The sequence below is a fragment of the Daejeonella sp. H1SJ63 genome (genome assembly GCF_029360775.1).
Classification (GTDB): domain Bacteria; phylum Bacteroidota; class Bacteroidia; order Sphingobacteriales; family Sphingobacteriaceae; genus Daejeonella.
The window spans coordinates 23355-41924 of sequence record NZ_JARKMZ010000018.1; the positions used below are offsets into that span (position 1 = coordinate 23355).

Annotated in this window: 17 protein-coding genes; all 17 read right to left on the minus strand. The window is 39.6% G+C overall.

Annotation, left to right across the window (positions count from 1 at the left end; translation table 11 throughout):
- Window positions 1-30: 30 nt before the first annotated feature.
- A complete protein-coding gene (locus P2W72_RS05615; protein ID WP_276359930.1) occupies window positions 31-2496 on the minus strand; it encodes a beta-propeller fold lactonase family protein in 2466 nt (821 codons plus the stop codon).
- A gap of 172 nt (window positions 2497-2668) precedes the next feature.
- Window positions 2669-3352, minus strand: coding sequence for a gluconate 2-dehydrogenase subunit 3 family protein (locus P2W72_RS05620; RefSeq protein WP_276359931.1), 684 nt, complete (start codon window positions 3350-3352; stop codon window positions 2669-2671).
- 3 nt (window positions 3353-3355) lie between these two features.
- The gene (locus P2W72_RS05625; RefSeq protein ID WP_276359932.1) at window positions 3356-5095 is read right to left on the minus strand and encodes a GMC family oxidoreductase; all 1740 of its coding nucleotides are present in this window, start codon (window positions 5093-5095) and stop codon (window positions 3356-3358) included.
- A gap of 115 nt (window positions 5096-5210) precedes the next feature.
- A complete protein-coding gene (locus P2W72_RS05630) occupies window positions 5211-5711 on the minus strand; it encodes a biotin/lipoyl-containing protein (RefSeq protein ID WP_276359933.1) in 501 nt (166 codons plus the stop codon).
- A gap of 3 nt (window positions 5712-5714) precedes the next feature.
- A complete protein-coding gene (locus tag P2W72_RS05635; protein WP_276359934.1) occupies window positions 5715-6386 on the minus strand; it encodes a DUF4159 domain-containing protein in 672 nt (223 codons plus the stop codon).
- A gap of 128 nt (window positions 6387-6514) precedes the next feature.
- Complete coding sequence (locus P2W72_RS05640) at window positions 6515-7216, minus strand: 16S rRNA (uracil(1498)-N(3))-methyltransferase (RefSeq protein ID WP_276359935.1); 702 nt, start codon at window positions 7214-7216, stop codon at window positions 6515-6517.
- A 15-nt stretch (window positions 7217-7231) separates the two neighbouring features.
- Window positions 7232-8551: a hemolysin family protein gene (locus P2W72_RS05645; protein WP_276359936.1), complete on the minus strand. Its 1320-nt coding sequence runs from the start codon at window positions 8549-8551 to the stop codon at window positions 7232-7234.
- Window positions 8552-8556: 5 nt separating this feature from the next.
- The gene (locus P2W72_RS05650) at window positions 8557-9099 is read right to left on the minus strand and encodes an inorganic diphosphatase (RefSeq protein WP_276359938.1); all 543 of its coding nucleotides are present in this window, start codon (window positions 9097-9099) and stop codon (window positions 8557-8559) included.
- Window positions 9100-9103: 4 nt separating this feature from the next.
- Window positions 9104-9763, minus strand: coding sequence for a DedA family protein (locus tag P2W72_RS05655; protein ID WP_276359939.1), 660 nt, complete (start codon window positions 9761-9763; stop codon window positions 9104-9106).
- 44 nt (window positions 9764-9807) lie between these two features.
- Window positions 9808-11187 carry an NADH-quinone oxidoreductase subunit N gene (locus P2W72_RS05660; protein WP_276359941.1) on the minus strand — a complete coding sequence of 460 codons (1380 nt, stop codon included), beginning with the start codon at window positions 11185-11187 and terminating at the stop codon, window positions 9808-9810.
- 4 nt (window positions 11188-11191) lie between these two features.
- A complete protein-coding gene (locus P2W72_RS05665) occupies window positions 11192-12655 on the minus strand; it encodes an NADH-quinone oxidoreductase subunit M (RefSeq protein ID WP_276359942.1) in 1464 nt (487 codons plus the stop codon).
- Between the two features lie 23 nt (window positions 12656-12678).
- Window positions 12679-14586 (minus strand): NADH-quinone oxidoreductase subunit L, encoded by a 1908-nt coding sequence (nuoL, locus tag P2W72_RS05670; RefSeq protein WP_276359943.1) that lies wholly within the window; start codon window positions 14584-14586, stop codon window positions 12679-12681.
- Window positions 14587-14653: 67 nt separating this feature from the next.
- Window positions 14654-14983, minus strand: coding sequence for an NADH-quinone oxidoreductase subunit NuoK (gene nuoK / locus P2W72_RS05675; RefSeq protein ID WP_276359945.1), 330 nt, complete (start codon window positions 14981-14983; stop codon window positions 14654-14656).
- Between the two features lie 2 nt (window positions 14984-14985).
- Complete coding sequence (locus P2W72_RS05680) at window positions 14986-15489, minus strand: NADH-quinone oxidoreductase subunit J (RefSeq protein ID WP_276359946.1); 504 nt, start codon at window positions 15487-15489, stop codon at window positions 14986-14988.
- 110 nt (window positions 15490-15599) lie between these two features.
- Window positions 15600-16100 (minus strand): NADH-quinone oxidoreductase subunit I, encoded by a 501-nt coding sequence (locus P2W72_RS05685; RefSeq protein ID WP_276359947.1) that lies wholly within the window; start codon window positions 16098-16100, stop codon window positions 15600-15602.
- Between the two features lie 67 nt (window positions 16101-16167).
- Window positions 16168-17205: an NADH-quinone oxidoreductase subunit NuoH gene (gene nuoH / locus P2W72_RS05690; protein ID WP_276359948.1), complete on the minus strand. Its 1038-nt coding sequence runs from the start codon at window positions 17203-17205 to the stop codon at window positions 16168-16170.
- Complete coding sequence (locus tag P2W72_RS05695) at window positions 17205-18206, minus strand: 2Fe-2S iron-sulfur cluster-binding protein (RefSeq protein ID WP_276359949.1); 1002 nt, start codon at window positions 18204-18206, stop codon at window positions 17205-17207. The genes nuoH and P2W72_RS05695 overlap by 1 nt, the downstream gene beginning before the upstream one ends.
- Between the last annotated feature and the right edge of the window lie 364 nt (window positions 18207-18570).

An 18570-nucleotide genomic window follows, 5' to 3' on the forward strand; every position in this document is an offset into this window, starting at 1 on the left:
TAATATTAAAAATCAAAAACCGGAACGAATTTAATCGTCATCGTCTTTCCTCTTTTGTTCAAGCTTCAAAAATGCGCTTCTGCGCGGAGCAGGCATAACAGAACCTTCACCCCTGACAGATTTCCAGACCACTTCATTCAGATCAAGGTCGGGTGCTGCGTCCTCTCTTGCAAAATTCCATTCCTGTGAACGTTCAGCACTCTTATTCCATGCAGTGTTACGCTGTTCAAGATCAATGTTTGCAGGTTTAACTTTATACGGTTTGAAATCAGGGTTTGAGGTGAAACAATCAGACATCGGAATAGCTGCAGCATCATACTGACTCATTGGAGGTAATCCAAGTATCAGTTCAATGGTTCTGAGCATCCCTGAGGTTGAATACATATTACTGTTCACTGAATTCCTTTTTACATAAGGACTAATTACAAAGGCCGGCGAACGGTGGGCATCAATATGATCCGGACCGTTCTGAGCATCATCCTCAAGTACAAAAATTGCAGATTCCTTCCAGATACTGCTATTGGAAATTATTTCTACCAACTGCCCGAGAGCCAGATCATTATCAGCAACTGCAGCGGTTGGTGTTATTTTACCAATCCTTTGTCCGCTGGTATGGTCATTCCCAATCCTGATCGTATTAAAGCGCGGAACCGCATTTTTAGAAAGTAATGAGTCAAAATCTTCCTTAAATGCCGCTATTCTGTCTATGTCCTTAATATCCAGATTATAACTCGGGAACTTCGGAGCAATATGCCCGACGAGTGATTTCAATGTTGCTCCGTCTTTGGTTGTAAATTCACCATAGCTGCGATAGCTTATACCAGCACGTTTGCAATAATCCCAGATAAACCCATCGCGCGGATAAGCAATCTTTCTGCTTCCTTCATAATCATAAGTACCACCACGGCTCCCATAACTGGTAGGCCATGACTTTTCTACATAATCATTGGCATATGCAGCCATACTCCAGTTATGCCCATCAGCACTTACCTCAGCATCTACATAAAAATTATCAAGCAGAACAAACTCTCTTGCCAGAGCATGATGGTTCGGTGTTACCTTTTCAGGGAAAATACATAAATTCGGATCACCATTGCCTTCTTTAATATCTCCAAAGACCTGATCATAAGTACGGTTTTCCTTGATCACATAGAACACATATTTAATTGGTGATTTCCCTCCCTGGATATTGGGGACGGGATTATTAACTGCGCCTTTGGATTTGGTCTCTTTTTCCTTATTGTAGGGAGTGTTGGCATAAACCTGCTTTGAGAAAACCTCAAGCTGCGCATCGCCGGGCTGATCAATGATAGATAATGAGCCCTTAAATAATCCTCCGATATACTGAACTTCTTTCTGCTCAGTGATTCCCTGATGCACCCCACTGTTATCTGTCTTCTTAACCGGCTGCGGTCCATTGGGATTAGCCAGAGAAGTAAAGCCCTTTCCGTTAGAAACAAATATCTTTTTACCTGCTACACGTACATTGGTAGGATACCATCCGGTAGGGATAAAACCCTTTGAACTGCTCTTTCCCGGAGTTAAAACATTGAAAACAGCCAGACAATTATTATCTGCATTTGCCACAAAAAGTGTCTTTTCATCTTCAGACAATGCCAATCCGTTAGTGGTTGAACCGGTTAATCTGGTCGGGTAGAGAGAGGTAGAAATAACTTCAATTACTTTATGAGACTTTGTATCAATGACAGATACTGAATTATCATTGGCATTTGCTACAAACAGATATTTTCCACTTTTATTCTGAATAAGCTCATTCGGATGACTTTCAGTGGCTATCTCTGATGTGATACGATTTGCCTTTATATCATAAACAGCAACCTTATCTGCTCCCCATAAAGAGATATATAGTTTACTTTTATCTGCTGAGAGAAGGCAGTCATAAGCCTCAGCACTCAGATCAACTTTATTCAGAATTTTCTTACTGAGCAGATCAAAAACATACAGGGAATTATTCTCCTTTGTTACAGTATATAAACGGTTTGCTGCATCGTCGAGCTCAATACCCGTCGGACCGATCTTTTCTGTTGGCCAGGCTTTTCCAAGAACCAGGGTATCAGCCTTCCCAAGCTTTTTATTGACTATAGGATAAGCCAGAATAATATTATCATTCGCACCTGAAGCATATAACTTCTTCTCATCAGCACTAAATTTTAAACCATACCATGCCTTTGCGATGGGCTGCTCATGCAATACCTTTTCAGACTGAGGGTCTATCAGCTGAATGCTATGCTTGCTCTGCCCGTTATTTGTAACGGCCAATAGCTTTTGCGATCCGGAGATCTGAATATTCAAAGGCAAATCTCCCAGTGGCAATGAGCGGCCGGCCGGATTTAATGACCAGCCATTGGGCAGCGTTAATCTGGCAGGTTTAGTATTATTAGAAATATTCTGAGCTGATGTACTTATCGTTGCCAGTACAAATGCAATTAGCGGAACAATGGATCCGGCAATCCTTAAGCTTTTAAAAAAATTCATTGAAGAAAATTAATTAAGATTATAAATACTAAAAGCAAGAAAGGCTCTGCTTTATACAAAAGAGGCCTTTCCATATTAATTCTTCATTAATAAAATATCAATAAACAGAATATACTATTTGTACCTATCTATTCAATATGGTACAAATTCAGATCTGTGTTTACGGCAAGACTCAGCTTTCCCAGGTCATCATCTTTCCTCTGTCTTCCTTTTTCAAACACTGATCAAGGGTTTTCTGATCATATTCAAGTCCGTACTGCTTCAGTACATCATCCGGCACCCCATCCCACTCATTTGGCTGATTTCCCTTATATCCCATATCTTCAATTCCTATTTTACTGGTAAAAAATCCAGTTGCTGTCAGGTTACGCATAGTATTGAAAAAGCTTACACCAGCGGCATTCTCCGGAGCAGCCTTTTGGGGATATGCGATCAGATCTACAAGCTCGATTTGCTGCGCTTTGGATGCCTCAGCAAAAGATTTTTTAAACAGTTTTAAAGATTTTACATCCAGCCATTTCAGGCCACCCCTAAGGGGTAATTGATATCTGGGCTGATCTTTTGCTATAAATTCAATAAACTCAGGAACTTTAGCATCGCTGGCACTTCCTGAATGGTCATCCTTCGGAATAATGATATCTGCAAGGATTGTAATGGTTCCCATCTCGGCTGCCGTAAAAAAAGTTTCCGACATCAGTTTTTCATCGATCAGCTTTTCTTCAGGAGTACGGCCATAGACCCCGGCCTTCCCGCTTCCGGCAGATTTGCTTCCATCTTTTTTATCACATGAAGTTAATATAGTTCCGACGCTTACAGTTCCTACTGCCAGTGCCTTTAGTGAATCTCTTCTATTCATCTGTTAAATATTACGCTTTTTTAACTGATCTACAATATACTCTGATGCTCTCAATGACAGGGCAAGAATAGTCCAGGTAGGATTTTTATCTGCCTGAGATACAAATGATCCGCCATCAACCACAAAAAGATTTTTAACATCATGTGCCTGATTGTATTTATTTAAAACCGATTTGTTACGGTCATTCCCCATACGGGTAGTTCCAACCTCATGAATAATCCTTCCCGGCGCTTCCAATCCATATTTCCTGTCTTCACCCGGTTTTTCGCCATTTGCAATTCCACCCATTGAATGAATAATCTCTTCAAAGGTATCCTGCATATGTTTGGCCTGTTTGATCTCCTGATCTGTCCAGTTATAATTAAATCTTAAAACAGGAATTCCATATTTATCAACAACACCGGGATCTATTTCGCAGTAATTATCAATACGTGGAATACTCTCACCGCGACCGGCAAAACCTACCGTAGAGCCATAGTATCTCCGGTAATCGTCTTTCAGTGAAGCGCCATAGCCGCCTGCTGCTTTCATCTTGCCATCTTTCCCCGGGAATTTTCCATTGTTATTTTCCATACCGAAACCGAATCCATATGCCGGCATTCCCAGTCCACCCCAGAATTCAATATGATAACCACGGGCAAAATCAAGTTTTTTATTATCAAGCCACCAGGGAATATACAGGTGTAGTCCTCCAACACCATCTTCATTATAGCGCTTTCTGTCCATCAACTGTGGAATAAATGCACCGCGTGAAGAGCCAGTTGAGTCATGAAGATATTTGCCAACCATTCCGCTTGAATTAGCGAGACCGTTTGGATGAGCTGAAGACCTGGAGTTTAGCAATAAACGGGCAGACTCACAAGCACTTGCTGCCAGAACAACCACTTTTGCATTTACCTGATATTCCTGCATATCTGTCTTATCAACATAAGAAACACCGGTAGCAAGGCCTTCACTATTGGTCAGCACCTCTCTTGCCATTGCATTTACATATACATCAGCATTCCCCGTTTTTCTTGCAGGTTTTACAAGACAGGTCGATGAAGAAAAATCGGCATGTACAGAACACCCACGATTACACTGATTACAGAAAAAACAGGATCCGCGATCTTTATTAACCGGTCTGGTTAAAATGGAAAGCCTTGAAGGTATAACCGGGATTCCAATTTTGTTTGCTGCCTGCTTGACCATCAGCTCATGCAATCTGGGCTTTGGAGGAGGAAGAAAATGTCCATCCGGTTCATTATAGATGCCCTCTTTGGTTCCAAAAATCCCTATCATTTTATCGATCCGGTCGTAATATGGCTTTACATCATCATAGCCAATTGGCCAGTTATCGCCTAAACCATCAAAATCCCTGCGCTTAAAATCATTTGGGCCAAATCTTAACGATATCCTGCCCCAATGATTAGTACGGCCACCAAGCATACGCGAACGGAACCAGTCGAATTCTGTACCATTCTTCCTCGTATAAGGTTCACCATCAATCTCCCAACCGCCATAAGCGGCATCAAAGTCGCCAAATGCACGGTTTGTTGAAGCACCTCTTCGCGGCGATTCATAAGACCATTTAAGTTGCGTTTGTTGCTCCGGATTTGCTGGATCATAATCAGGACCTGCCTCAAGCAGAGCCACCTTAAGACCTGCCTCTGTAAGTACTTTCGCAGCCATACCCCCACCTGCACCTGACCCAACAATACATACATCGTATAACTCGCCCTTAGTTTTAATTTCTATTGCCATCAGATAAATATTGCGTTACTTTCCAACAAATTTTCTTGAAAATAAACAATATTTAATTGCCTGAAGAAATATAATTTAATGAAAAAACTGCAGCTTGAATTCTAACTGCAAAAACTCAGGAAAAGATCATCATCACCTGATTCTTTTCAACCTTATCACCTGCTTTAACCTTTATCATTTTAACCACAACATCTGCCGGTGCCTTAATGATATTTTCCATTTTCATGGCTTCCAGAACCAGAAGATTTCCTCCTTTAGGTACAGATTCTCCATCAGTAGTCAGAACCCTTAGAACAAGCCCGGGCATAGGCGCCCTGAGCTCAGATACCTTAGCCGAACTCAGATTATCCATCCCCAACTGATGTAAAAGTTCATCGTGACTGTCAGTAAGTTTCATTGTGTAAACAGATGAACCTACTTTTATCGAACAGGTCTTTTCAGATCTGTCGATTTCAATAAGTTCGGCATTATACGACTTATTGTTATGAAGTATATGAAAGGTTCCTGAATTCACTTTCAAGAAATCTGCTTCAACAGAAATACCATTAATATAATGATGCTCCTTCTCAGAAGTAATCTCAAAGTTGTATTTATCGTTAACCTTTACCTTATACATAATTTACTGTGTTAATGCATACTGAATTAAATTTGCACCCATTCTAAGTGCTTTTTGCCTTGTCTCAGCCGAATCACCGGGATAAGTACCGGCATCCTCCCAGCCATTTCCAAGATCCGATTCAAATGTATAATAACAAACAATCCGGCCTTGATATATTAAAGCAAAACCTTGCGGCCTCCTGGCATCATGCTCATGAATTTTGGGAAGGCCGTTCGGAAATTTGAATTTTTGATTGTAGAGGAGGTGATTTACCGGAAGTTCAACAAAGTCAAGCTCCGGAAAAACGCGTTTCATCTGAGGACGGATAAATTTATCCAGCCCATAGTTATCATCAATATGCAAAAATCCACCCCCGATCAGGTATTTCCTCAAATTCTGTGCTTCTGCATCAGAAAAAACAATATTCCCATGCCCCGTAAGATAAATAAAAGGATAATTGAATAGTTCTGCACTTCCTGCCTCAACAACTGCTTCCTCCTTATCAAAATTAGTCCCGAGATTTGAATTGCAAAAGCTTATCAGATTTGGCAATGCCGTCCTGTTTGCATACCAGTCGCCACCTCCATTGTATTTTAACTTGGCAATCTTATAAGATGGGGCATAAAATGAAAGGAATATCCCTGAGAGAACAAACACAGAAAGAAAAAAGTAACTACTCTTCAGACTTTTCATCCGTTTATTTTTTGTTTTTAAAAGGTGATGAACCTACCTGCCGGTATGCAGGCCTGCCTACCGGCAGGCATGGCGATCATGATTTAATAATCATACCCTCTGCGGGTTTTGGCAAAATCATGATAGTTTCATCGGTTTAAAAAATTGATCTCAAAACAAGCTTCAAGGGCTGCGGTTTCAGTTCGAAGCCTTGAATCTCCAAGGCTGACCGGAATAAAATTATTCTTTAATGCCAGATTAATTTCTTCCTGACTAAAATCACCTTCCGGCCCGATCAATACAAGATAATCAGAATTTAAGCTGATCTCCTCTTTCAATGAGTTTTTCTTAGCAGGGATACAATGTGCAATGAACTTCTGTGATGAGGGGTTCTTCGAAACTAATTCTGAAAAACGAACAGGCTCATTTAATTTAGGACAATAGGCTTTAATAGATTGTTTAACTGCCGAAACAATTACCTTATTCAAACGTTCAGTTTTAACATCCCGGCGTTCAGAACGATCGCAAATGACCAGGGTGATTTCATCAATCCCAATCTCAGTTGCTTTTTCAAGAAACCACTCAATCCGTTCAATATTTTTAGTGGGGGCAACTGCGATATGCAGATAATGATTTCGCTTCCCATAATTTTTCAAATGAGAAATTACTTTCAGACCTGTTCTTTTGGGATGAGGATCCACAATTACAGCTTCATAGAAACCCCCTTTACCGTCTACCAGATTCAACTTTGATCCGGTATCAAGTCTGAGTACTTTGATGCAATGCTTGCTTTCTTCTTCGCTCAGAGTATATTTTTCCGACTGAATATCTGGCGTATAGAAAATATGCATAAGCCGGGGTCAGTGTTAATGAATATCTACAGCGTCTGAACTATTAATGACCATCTCAAGCTTAACAGATTCAACATTCTGATCTGCTTTCTTAAGAATAGTAATGATATACCCGTTAAAATCGCTCGCTTCACCAACCTCAGGAATCTTTCCGAAAATTTCACTTACCAAACCTGCTACTGTATCATAATCACCATCTTCCGGAAGATCATGAGGCAGGTATTCATTTACATCGTAAATTGAGGCAGTAGCATCAATAATAAATTCAGTATCTGAAACTTTCTCTACGATAGGTTTTTCTTCGTCATATTCATCCTGAATTTCACCTACCAGCTCTTCAACAATATCCTCAAGAGTAACCATACCTGCCGTTCCTCCAAATTCATCAAGAACAATAGCAATTTGAATGCGCTTCAGCTGAAGCTCACTTAACAGATCATTAATCTTTTTGGTTTCAGGAATAAAATATGGCTTACGGATAATATCCTTAAGAATACATTCCTTATTTTCTGCCAGCAATGGAAGAATATCCTTTGCATGAACAATACCTACAATTTTGTCTATTGTTTCATCATAGACAGGGATTCTGGAATAACCTTCGCGAATAATGACATCCAATAATTCTTTATGTGGTGTCCCAATTTCAATTCCTGAAATTTTGGTTCGGGGAACCATGATATTCTTAACCACTCGCTCATTAAAGTCAAATACATTTTTAATCAGTTCATGCTCATTAGTTTCAAGAGCGCCGCTTTCTTTACCCTGATCCAACAGGTATTGCAATTCTTCGGAACTATGATGCGCTTCATGCCCACCGATTGTGCTGATACCCAATAAGCGAAGGATAAAATTGGCAAATCCGTTAAGCAACCAGATGAATGGTCTGAATATCAAATAGAAAAAATGAAGTGGCAGGGCAATACTCATTGTTGTTCCTATCGGTCTCTGAATGGCAAGTGATTTTGGTGCAAGTTCTCCAAATACAATATGCATCACTGTTATTGTGGCAAATGCAAGTACATGACCTATATTAGTGGCTACCCCTGTCGACATATCTACATTCAGCAGATGAAAGAAACGTGTAACAATGTCTGTCATTACGGCTTCACCTACCCAACCTAAGCCAAGAGATGCCAAGGTAATTCCCAGCTGAGTGGCGGCCAGATACCCATCAAGATGCTGGGTCATGTGTTTAGCAATTTTAGCTACACGACTACCTGATTTTGCCTTAATCTCAATCTGTGAGGCACGAACCTTCACCAAAGCAAATTCTGCAGCAACAAAAAAACCGTTTAAAAAAACAAGGAAAAATGTAAAAAACAGTGCGAGGCCCATAGTGATTATAAATTTACAAAAGTAGACTTATACAATTCAAGACTTTCTTTGATAACCTTATATGCATAGTTCTTACCCAGCAAATGCTCAATACTGACGTTCTTGTGTTCAAGTGCTTTATAGTCCTGAAAAAATCTGACGATTTCCGTCATGGTATGCGGAGGTAGTTCCTTCAGATCTTCAATATAATTCACAGACATATCATTTTTGGCAACAGCAATGATCTTATCATCCTGCTCACCATTATCTACCATGTGCATTACACCTACAACTTTTGCCTCAACAATTGCCATCGGATACACATCAACTGAACATAAAACTAATATATCCAATGGATCTTTATCATCACAATAAGTTTGTGGTATAAACCCATAATTTGCAGGATACATTACAGAAGAGAACAACACACGGTCAAGACGAATAAGTCCTGAATCTTTATCTATCTCATACTTTGCTTTAGAACCTTTAGGGATTTCTATAATCGCATTAACGATGGAGGGGATATTATCTCCGGGAGAAACACTATGCCAGGGGTGATCTTTATTCATTTTATTAAGGATTTAACTCTTCTTCTTCACCTGAATCTTTTCCTATCTTTCGCTTTAAATAGGTTACAATAAGCGGGATTGCAGTAATCAATATAAAACCTACGATAATGTAAAGCAGATAATCATTGATCTCCTTTTCAAAACTTCTGCCAAGAAAGAACCCAAGCAAAGTTAAGGATGTAACCCACAGAAAAGCACCTGTTACATTATAAAATGCAAATTTATTAAAATCAAGCCTAACGATTCCTGCAATAATTGGCGCAAAAGTTCTGACAATAGGTATAAATCTACCCATGATTAATGCAAAAGCTCCCTGCTTTTTATAATAGATTTCGGCTGACCTTAGATATTTTTTTTTGAAAAACAAGGTATCCTTCCTCTGATAAAGTACCGGACCAGTCTTCTTTCCAAACCAATATCCGACAAAATTACCACATATTGCAGCAGTCATCAAACCGGCTAACAGCACATAGATAGAAACATCCAGCTTATCTGTAGCTACGAACATCCCCGCCAGAAACAGCAAATAATCTCCGGGAAGAAAAAAGCCGAAAAACAACCCCGTCTCAGCAAAAACAACAAAAAGGAGAAGGTAAAATCCTCCTTCCCGCAGTAGTTTTACCGGATCAATAAGATGTTGAAGGTAATCCCAGATCTCGTGCATAATTTATATATGCGTAAAGCTACAATATTTTAAGCTGAAATAACTTAGAAAAGGTTGGATATCAGAGCAGGATATACTCCTGCAAGAATTGTAAGCACTGCCGACAAACCAAGTACAAAGTTGAAATAAGAGGATGATTGAACCTCGTTACGCTCAGCAGATTTAAAATACATCGCTACAATTACTCTCAGATAATAGAAAATACCAATTACGGCATTAACAACTGCTAGAACAACCAAAACGATATGATATTCAGTAAGTGCTGTAGAGAACATCATGAATTTTCCGATAAATCCGGCAGTTAAAGGAATACCAGCCAGTGAAAGCATCGAAACGGTAAGAGTAAATGCAATAAATGGATTTTTCCGTGCCAAACCATTAAAACTGTCAAATGTATCAGATCCGGTCTGACGTTTAACAAGGATAAGCACTGCAAAAGCAATAATTGAAGCTATGGAATATGCACTGGCATAAACAAAGACGGCATTGCCTGAAAGAGGGCCTAAAGCCACCAATGCAAAAAGCATATAGCCTGCATGTGAGATACTGCTGAATGCAAGCATTCTCTTAAAGCTTTGCTGATATAACGCAGTTACGTTTCCGATGAAAAGCGTAAGAACTGAAATCACTAAAAGCACTGGCATCCAGTAATCATGCAATGGCGCAAAACACATCATGAACAGTCTGAGAAATGCAGCAAAACCTGCAGTTTTGACAACAGTGCTCATAAAAGCAGTAATAAGTGTTGGCGAGCCTTCATACACATCGGGAGTCCAGAAATGAAAAGGAGCTGCACCAATCTTGAAGCTGAGTCCGATAATCATCAGTACCAGTCCGCTATAAAACAAAGGAGAAATACCCGATGGATTGGCTACTACGTATTCTTTAATTGCTGCAAGGTCAAAGCTGGCTGTTGCACCATACAGGAAGGCAATGCCCAGCAATAAAAAACCTGTTGAGAAAGCACCCATCAGAAAATATTTAAGGGCGGCTTCATTCGACTTAAAATCATTTTTACGGATGCCCGCAAGAATATATAAACTCACAGACATAATCTCTATACCGATGAACAGCATTGAAAGATTATGGAACGAAACCATAACCAGTATACCAATCAGGGCAAACAATATAATTGTATAATATTCAGCTACATGCTCTGAAATATGTTCAAAGTAATCTTTAGAGATAAGAAGGATCAACATTGTTGAAATAATGCAAATCGAAGTAAATGCGACAGCAAAATTATCAAACAACATCATTCCACTAAAAATTGGGGCAGATCCTGAATTCCATTCAATGACACTGAATGCCAGTGCAGCTGCCAGTCCGAGCAAAGTAACCGGTAACAAAGCATTTTTTGCCTTATACAAGCCTAAGTAAAGAACCAGAATGGCTAAAACAGATAGGGTTATTAATGCGTTCATGCTTTTATTTAACTAAAATCTTTTGGTTGACCTGATCTAACAGGTTAATAACAGCTGATTCTGAAATATTCAGAACCGGCTGGGGGTAAACCCCGATGAATAGGATAAGAATTGAAATGATGATCAGCACTGACTTTTCAGTCGTGTCGAGATCGCTGAAGGCAGAAGTTCTGATGTTTACCCCGCCAAGCATTACTTTTTGATACATTCTGAGCATATATACCGCACCAAGTATAATGGTTAAACCGGCTATGGCAGAGTATCCGATATTATAATTAAATATCCCCATCAGCAGGAGAAACTCGCCAACAAAACCATTGGTTAATGGCAATGCTACTGTTCCCAGAAGTACAATCAGAAATGTAATCGCTAGTACAGGTGCGGGTTTGGCAATACCACCCATATCACTGAGTTCTCTGGTGTTCATTCTGCGTATAATAATATCAGCGATGAAAAACATACCAACTACGTTGATCCCGTGATTGAGCATCTGTATCATTGCTCCCTGAACACCCTGAACATTCCAGGCAAAAATACCCGCTGAAATGAGTCCAACGTGCGCTATTGAGGAATAAGCTATTAAACGCTTAATATCATTCTGGGTAAAGGCAATTATTGAAGCATAAACAACACCGATAATGGAAAGAATTAATGCTGTTTCGCCCCAGGCATTGAAACCAAGCGGTGCAACCGGAATTAACCAGCGGATTACTCCGTAAATACCCATTTTAAGCATGATACCTGAAAGCAGCATCGTACCGGCGGTAGGTGCTTCAGTATACGTATCAGGCTGCCAGGTATGGAAAGGAAAGACAGGCATCTTTATTGCAAAGGCAATAAAGAAAGCCCAGAATATCCATGACTGCGTAGCAGCATCAAGCTCCAGTTTGTAGAATTCAGCTATATCGTAGCTGTTACCCGGAGTCTGTAAATGCAGATAGATAATTGCAAGCAGCATCAAAAGACTACCTGCTATAGTATAGACAAAGAACTTAAGGTTTACACGTATACGATTTTCTCCACCCCATAATGCGCAAATAAAGTAAACCGGGATCAGGGCAATTTCCCATCCAACATAGAAAAGAAATGCATCCAGAGCGGTAAATACAAGCAATAAGCCACTTTGCATGAATAATATCAATGCATAAAATGCACTCTGATCTTTGATATCCTGTTTATAGCTCGATAAAATTATCAGCGGAATAAGAATATTAGTTAACAGCAGCAGCACCATACTGATACCATCAACTCCGGCTTTAAAGTGTATGCCGAACTGAGGTATCCATGCCATATTTACAAGAAACTGAGTACTTGCATCGGGAATAAAATTCAGATAAAGATAAACCGTGATAAGCAGTGATACTAAAGAGAAGGCACCAGCAAGACCTCTTGCTGCGGATTTACCCGCCACAAGTATGATTAGTGCAGCAATCAGCGGAATAAAAAGCTGTAATAGTAAAATTTCCATTTAATTCGTTCTACTCCTTAATATTAAAGTTTGTACATACTATAAACCAGTAATGCTATAATTCCGGCAACCATCATCAAAATATAGAAGCCTACCATACCCGATTGAAGCAGTCTGAAACCCTTACTAGCCTCAACCGCACCCTTACCAAAGCCGTTTACTATTCCATCGATACCCAGCTTATCCACTGTTCTGTAGAAGAAGGCAGATAATGAATCCAAAGGGCGGCTGATTAATGAATCATAAATCTCATCGATATAAAATTTATGGTATGATAAACGGGAAAGCGTACCACGTTCTGTTCTGTCATCAGCAGGAACATGCCCCTGCTTTACGTAACGGCTGTAAGCATAAAGCATAGAAATAAGTGCGGCAGTAACTGAAACAGCCATCAGGATATATTCAGTTGTATGATCTAAAGTAAGGTGACCGGCTTTGGCATTCGAAGCTTCAAATACCGGAGCCAGAAATGAAGCCAGCCAGTGACCACCACCTAAAACGGCAGGAATACCAATTAAACCTCCTGCTGCAGATAAAACTGCCAGAACAATCAGAGGGATAGTCATTGAGGAAGGTGATTCATGTAAATGGTGTTCCTGATCTGAGGTACCACGGAAACTGCCGTTAAAAGTCAGATACATCATTCTGAACATATAGAACGAGGTGAACATGGCACCAACAACCGCTATTACCCAGAATACTTTGTTATGCTCGTAAACATGCGCAAGAATCTCATCTTTTGAAAAGAAGCCTGAGAAAGGCGGCAAACCTGCAATAGCGATCGTGCCGATCATCATAGTCAGGAAAGTGACCGGAAGTTTCTTTTTTAGTCCGCCCATATTTCTCATATCCTGCTCATTGCTCATTGCATGAATAACAGAACCTGCTCCAAGGAACAATAATGCTTTAAAAAATGCATGAGTAATTACATGGAAGAAAGCTCCTGTATAAGCGCCTACACCCAAACCTAAAAACATATACCCCAGCTGAGACACTGTTGAATAAGCCAGAACCTTTTTAATATCAGTTTGAGAAAGCGCAATTGAAGCTGCAAGGAATAAAGTAGCCAAACCAATAACTGAGATTAACCCCAATGTTGAAGGTGCAAGAGTAAACAGAATGTTTGAACGGGCGATCATATAAATACCCGCAGTTACCATGGTTGCAGCGTGAATAAGAGCTGAAACAGGAGTTGGTCCTGCCATTGCATCAGGCAACCAGGTGAATAATGGAATTTGTGCAGATTTACCTACTGCTCCAACAAAGAGCAGGGTGGTAATCAGAATCAACATTGAATCGCCGGAAGCCATGGCAGCTGCCTGCGGAAATACATTAGCGAATTCTACACTGTTAAACGTTGTAAAAATCAGGAATACTGCAATAAGGAATCCAAGATCTCCGATACGGTTCATCACAAATGCCTTTTTTGCAGCACTTGCATAAGATGAATTGGTAAACCAAAATCCAATAAGAAGATAAGAGCATAGTCCTACGCCTTCCCAGCCTATGAACATAACAACGTAGTTAGATCCAAGTACCAGAAGAAGCATAAAGAATATAAACAGATTCAGGTATGAGAAAAACTTCCCGAAACCTGCGTCATGATGCATATACCCGGTTGAATAAACATGGATCAAAAAGCCTATACCTGTTACAATAAGCAACATTAATGCGCTCAGAGGGTCTACCAGAAATGAAAACGGTACTTTTACATTACCCGCACTGATCCAGTCAAATACCGGGATCAGAAAAGATTTTGCCTCTGAAGAGTTCAGTTCAAAGAATATCCCCAGACTCACAGCAAATGAAGCAAGTACTGCAAGACATCCCGTAAAACCAATAATGGTTTTCGAAAGCGTATTACGCCCTAAACCGTTAATAAGGAATCCTAAAAGTGGAAATAATGGAACTAACCAGACTAAATTTATCATTCTTATATTCTATTTGTCCTGATCAGATTTAGATTCAAAAAATCTTCGCCTGACTCAGAATTCGCTATTACCACTTAAGTTTATTCAAAATATTTACATCAGTAGAATTAGTATTTCTGTAGATCATCACAATGATCGCCAAACCTACCGCCACCTCTGCTGCGGCCAATGCCATAATAAAAAATACAAATACCTGTCCTGAAGGATCATTATGATGAACTGAAAATGCTGTAAGCAATAAATTAACTGCATTAAGCATCAGCTCAACTGACATGAAAATTACGATCGCATTACGACGGATCAAAACACCAATAACCCCTATGGTAAAGATGATTGAACTAAGCAGGATATAATGATTTAAAGGAACGCCCTGAAGTGTCTGAGTTAAATTTTCCATTATTATACCTGTTTAATATCCTTTTTAGCTAATAAAACCGCTCCAACCATTGCTGAAAGCAGGAGTATAGATGAAATTTCAAATGGCAATAAGAATTTGCTGAACAAAACTTTACCAAGATTTTTAACCAATCCGAGATCCTGAGTCTGAAGCACCAATGGATCAGAAGCATTTAATGCCTTAACAGATCCAACCAGTGTAATCACCAGACACATCCCGGCTATTAATCCAACCATTTTCATGATGTTGGATCTGTATTCAGTAGAAGATTCATTGAGATTAAGCAACATGAGCACAAACAGGAAAAGAACCATGATCGCACCCATATAAACTATGAAGTTAACTATTGCCAGAAACTGTGCATTCAATAAAATATAATGAATGGTAAAGGTGAAGAATGTGACAATAAGATAAAGCACGCTATGTACCGGATTCTTCGAAAAAATCACCATAAGGGCGAAGAATATGGATAATAAAGCAACTAAATAAAAAAGAGATATACTCATTTATACTATATTTTAATCTTCACTCCGAATCGGGGCAAAGGTATAATTTCTGCCGAAATTTTAACAGGATCCGGCTTTCCCAAATATTATTTTATCAGGTCAGAAAATGCTTATGATAACTTCATTGGTTCTTCAACCAATTTATCCTTACCGTAAATAAAGTCTTTTCTTAAGTAATCAGCAGGAACAATAGGTCCATCCAGATAAATAGCCTCCTTAGGACATGCCTCCTCACAAAGTCCGCAGAAAATACACCTCAGCATGTTGATCTCATATACTGCTGCATATTTCTCTTCGCGGTACAGCTGTTCTTCACCTTTTTGCCTTTCAGCGGCTATCATGGTAATAGCTTCAGCCGGACATGAAAGTGCACATAATCCGCAGGCAGTACAACGCTCGCGACCCTGCTCATCCCTTTTCAGCGAATGCATGCCTCTCCAATTCTCGGAAAACTCACGCTGAACTTCAGGATAAAAAACAGTTTCTTTTTTCTTGAACATATGCCTGAAAGTAATTCCCATACCCTGAAAAATTGCAGGGAGATATAAACGCTCCCAGAAATTCATCGGTTTCTGTTCTAAAACTTTTTTCCTGTTACTTAATGGTTCCATAGACCCTAAATCCTCCTAAAAGGGGTTTTTATTTATAATTTTTTTCTTTCCTCTTCAGGACAAGCTTTTATAGTTTATCAATAATCGTGATCACAATACCGGTAATTACAATATTAGCAATTGCCAGAGGGATCAGTACTTTCCATCCAAGATTCATCAACTGATCATATCTGAAACGCGGAACAGTCCACCTCACCCACATAAAGAAGAATATAAATGCAAATATTTTCAGAATCAGTACAGCCATTCCAACAAGCGGGCCGAACAATGGACCAGCCATACTGTTTACCCAATCCATTCCGGGATAATTATAACCGCCGAAATAAAGAGTAGACATTACCGCTGATGAAACAAACATATTGATGTATTCTGAAAACATGAATGCTCCCATTTTGAATCCGGAATATTCGGTATGATACCCTCCAACCAGCTCAGTTTCACATTCCGGAAGGTCAAACGGAGTACGGTTAGTTTCTGCAAATGAACAAACCAGGAAAATCAGAAATCCAAGCGGCTGATAGAAAATATTCCAGTTGATGCCATGCTGCTGCTCAGCAATTTCCTTCATACTTAAGGTATTTGTGGTCATCAGCAATGCAATTATAGATAAGCCCATCGGAATCTCATAACTGATACTCTGAGATGCTGCACGTATTGCACCCATCAAAGAGAATTTATTATTAGATGCCCATCCACCAATCATAATACCGTAAACACCAAGGGATACAACACCAAAAATATAAAGAATCCCCACATTGATATCCGTTACCTGCAAACTAACCAGAGTACCGGCAATCTGAACACTTTCTCCCCATGGAATAACCGCACTACCAATTAATGCCGTTAACAAAGCAAGAGAAGGTCCGAGAATAAACAGAGTAGTACTTGACTCTGCCGGAATAATTTCTTCCTTAAAAAACATCTTTAAACCATCGGCAAGCGGCTGAAACATCCCCCCCGGTCCAGCTCTGTTAGGTCCAACCCTGTCCTGAAGGAACCCTGCAATTTTCCTCTCAGCAAGTGTTGAATAGGCTGCAATAGTCAGGGTGATCAAAAATATGACCGTAATTAAAATAAATTTTTCTATTATAAATGCTAGTTCCATCAGACCTTAGTTGCTCTGTCAAATTCTATTTTATTGGCTTCGATCAATACCTGATTCTTTTTGATCACAGGAGTCGGAGCTATTTCATAATGATTAGCGGAAATTACAGAAGTATGCGCAATATGACGCGGCCCCTCAATTACCCAATCACTTGTATTTTTTGTTTCAAAACGGCAGGTATTGCAGATAAAATCTTCAACCTCGCCAAACTGATCCTTACGGCCGGTAACACGCAAAACCTCTTCTCCTTTATACCATAAGGTTACTTTTCCTTTACATTTCGGACAATCTCTGTGTGCATCTACCGGCTTTGTAAACCAAACACGGTTCTTAAAGCGGAAAGTTTTATCTGTTAAAGCTCCCACCGGACAAACATCAATTACGTTTCCGGAGAAGTCATTATCAATTGCCTTTTCGATATAGGTTGAAATTTCAGAAGCGTCACCACGGCCTAAAACTCCATGCACGCGTCCTTCCGTGATCTGATCTGCAGTGTAAACACATCTGTAACATAAAATACAGCGGTTCATGTGAAGCTGGATCTTGTCGCCAATATCAATTCTTTCAAAAGTACGGCGTTCAAACTCATAACGGGTATCAGCAACACCATGTTCAAAGGAAAGATCCTGTAAATGACATTCACCGGCCTGATCGCAAACAGGGCAATCCAGGGGATGATTGATCAAAAGAATCTCGACAACACCCTTTCTTGCCTCAATCACTTCAGGCGAAGTAATATTTTGCACCTCCATGCCGTCCATTACACCTGTACGGCAGGATGCAACCAATTTTGGCATGGGACGCGGGTCTTTTTCAGACCCCTTACTCACTTTCACCAGACAGGTACGGCACTTACCACCGCTTCCTTCAAGTTTAGAATAATAGCACATAGCTGGAGGAACAATATCTCCTCCAATCTGACGTGCAGCATTGAGAATACTTGTTCCCGGTTCTACTTCGACCGTTATTCCATCTATTGTAACTTTAACTTTTTCGCTCATTGTTTAAAATTCAAAAGTCAAAATTCAAAAAGTCAAAACTACTTATTAAGATTAATAATAATTGCAGCTATAATTTTTGAAATCTCGTCAGCTTCTTTTAATAAACTATCTAATTCTTCTTTATCAACCTTTGATAATCCTATATCTCTAATAAGACAAATCCAATATTTTGTTTCATTTGCAGATTTTAAGGCTATTGTATAAAAATTCTTAAAATCCTTTCTTGAACTACCGGACTTTCCTTCAACAACATCGGCTCCAATTGATGTAGCACTCCTCTCCTTAAAAGCTGGTCAAATATTGAAAAATGTATTTTTTCTATTTGTGCCTCAGATATAATTGAAATGATATCTTTTGAAAAATG

Bases quoted from the DNA above. Each gene is read 5' to 3' on its own strand.
- P2W72_RS05615 (WP_276359930.1), bottom strand. From the start codon at position 2,496: ATGAATTTTTTTAAAAGCTTAAGGATTGCCGGATCCATTGTTCCGCTA.
- P2W72_RS05620 (WP_276359931.1), bottom strand. From the start codon at position 3,352: ATGAATAGAAGAGATTCACTAAAGGCACTGGCAGTAGGAACTGTAAGC.
- P2W72_RS05625 (WP_276359932.1), bottom strand. From the start codon at position 5,095: ATGGCAATAGAAATTAAAACTAAGGGCGAGTTATACGATGTATGTATT.
- P2W72_RS05630 (WP_276359933.1), bottom strand. From the start codon at position 5,711: ATGTATAAGGTAAAGGTTAACGATAAATACAACTTTGAGATTACTTCT.
- P2W72_RS05635 (WP_276359934.1), bottom strand. From the start codon at position 6,386: ATGAAAAGTCTGAAGAGTAGTTACTTTTTTCTTTCTGTGTTTGTTCTC.
- P2W72_RS05640 (WP_276359935.1), bottom strand. From the start codon at position 7,216: ATGCATATTTTCTATACGCCAGATATTCAGTCGGAAAAATATACTCTG.
- P2W72_RS05645 (WP_276359936.1), bottom strand. From the start codon at position 8,551: ATGGGCCTCGCACTGTTTTTTACATTTTTCCTTGTTTTTTTAAACGGT.
- P2W72_RS05650 (WP_276359938.1), bottom strand. From the start codon at position 9,099: ATGAATAAAGATCACCCCTGGCATAGTGTTTCTCCCGGAGATAATATC.
- P2W72_RS05655 (WP_276359939.1), bottom strand. From the start codon at position 9,763: ATGCACGAGATCTGGGATTACCTTCAACATCTTATTGATCCGGTAAAA.
- P2W72_RS05660 (WP_276359941.1), bottom strand. From the start codon at position 11,187: ATGAACGCATTAATAACCCTATCTGTTTTAGCCATTCTGGTTCTTTAC.
- P2W72_RS05665 (WP_276359942.1), bottom strand. From the start codon at position 12,655: ATGGAAATTTTACTATTACAGCTTTTTATTCCGCTGATTGCTGCACTA.
- nuoL (WP_276359943.1), bottom strand. From the start codon at position 14,586: ATGATAAATTTAGTCTGGTTAGTTCCATTATTTCCACTTTTAGGATTC.
- nuoK (WP_276359945.1), bottom strand. From the start codon at position 14,983: ATGGAAAATTTAACTCAGACACTTCAGGGCGTTCCTTTAAATCATTAT.
- P2W72_RS05680 (WP_276359946.1), bottom strand. From the start codon at position 15,489: ATGAGTATATCTCTTTTTTATTTAGTTGCTTTATTATCCATATTCTTC.
- P2W72_RS05685 (WP_276359947.1), bottom strand. From the start codon at position 16,100: ATGGAACCATTAAGTAACAGGAAAAAAGTTTTAGAACAGAAACCGATG.
- nuoH (WP_276359948.1), bottom strand. From the start codon at position 17,205: ATGGAACTAGCATTTATAATAGAAAAATTTATTTTAATTACGGTCATA.
- P2W72_RS05695 (WP_276359949.1), bottom strand. From the start codon at position 18,206: ATGAGCGAAAAAGTTAAAGTTACAATAGATGGAATAACGGTCGAAGTA.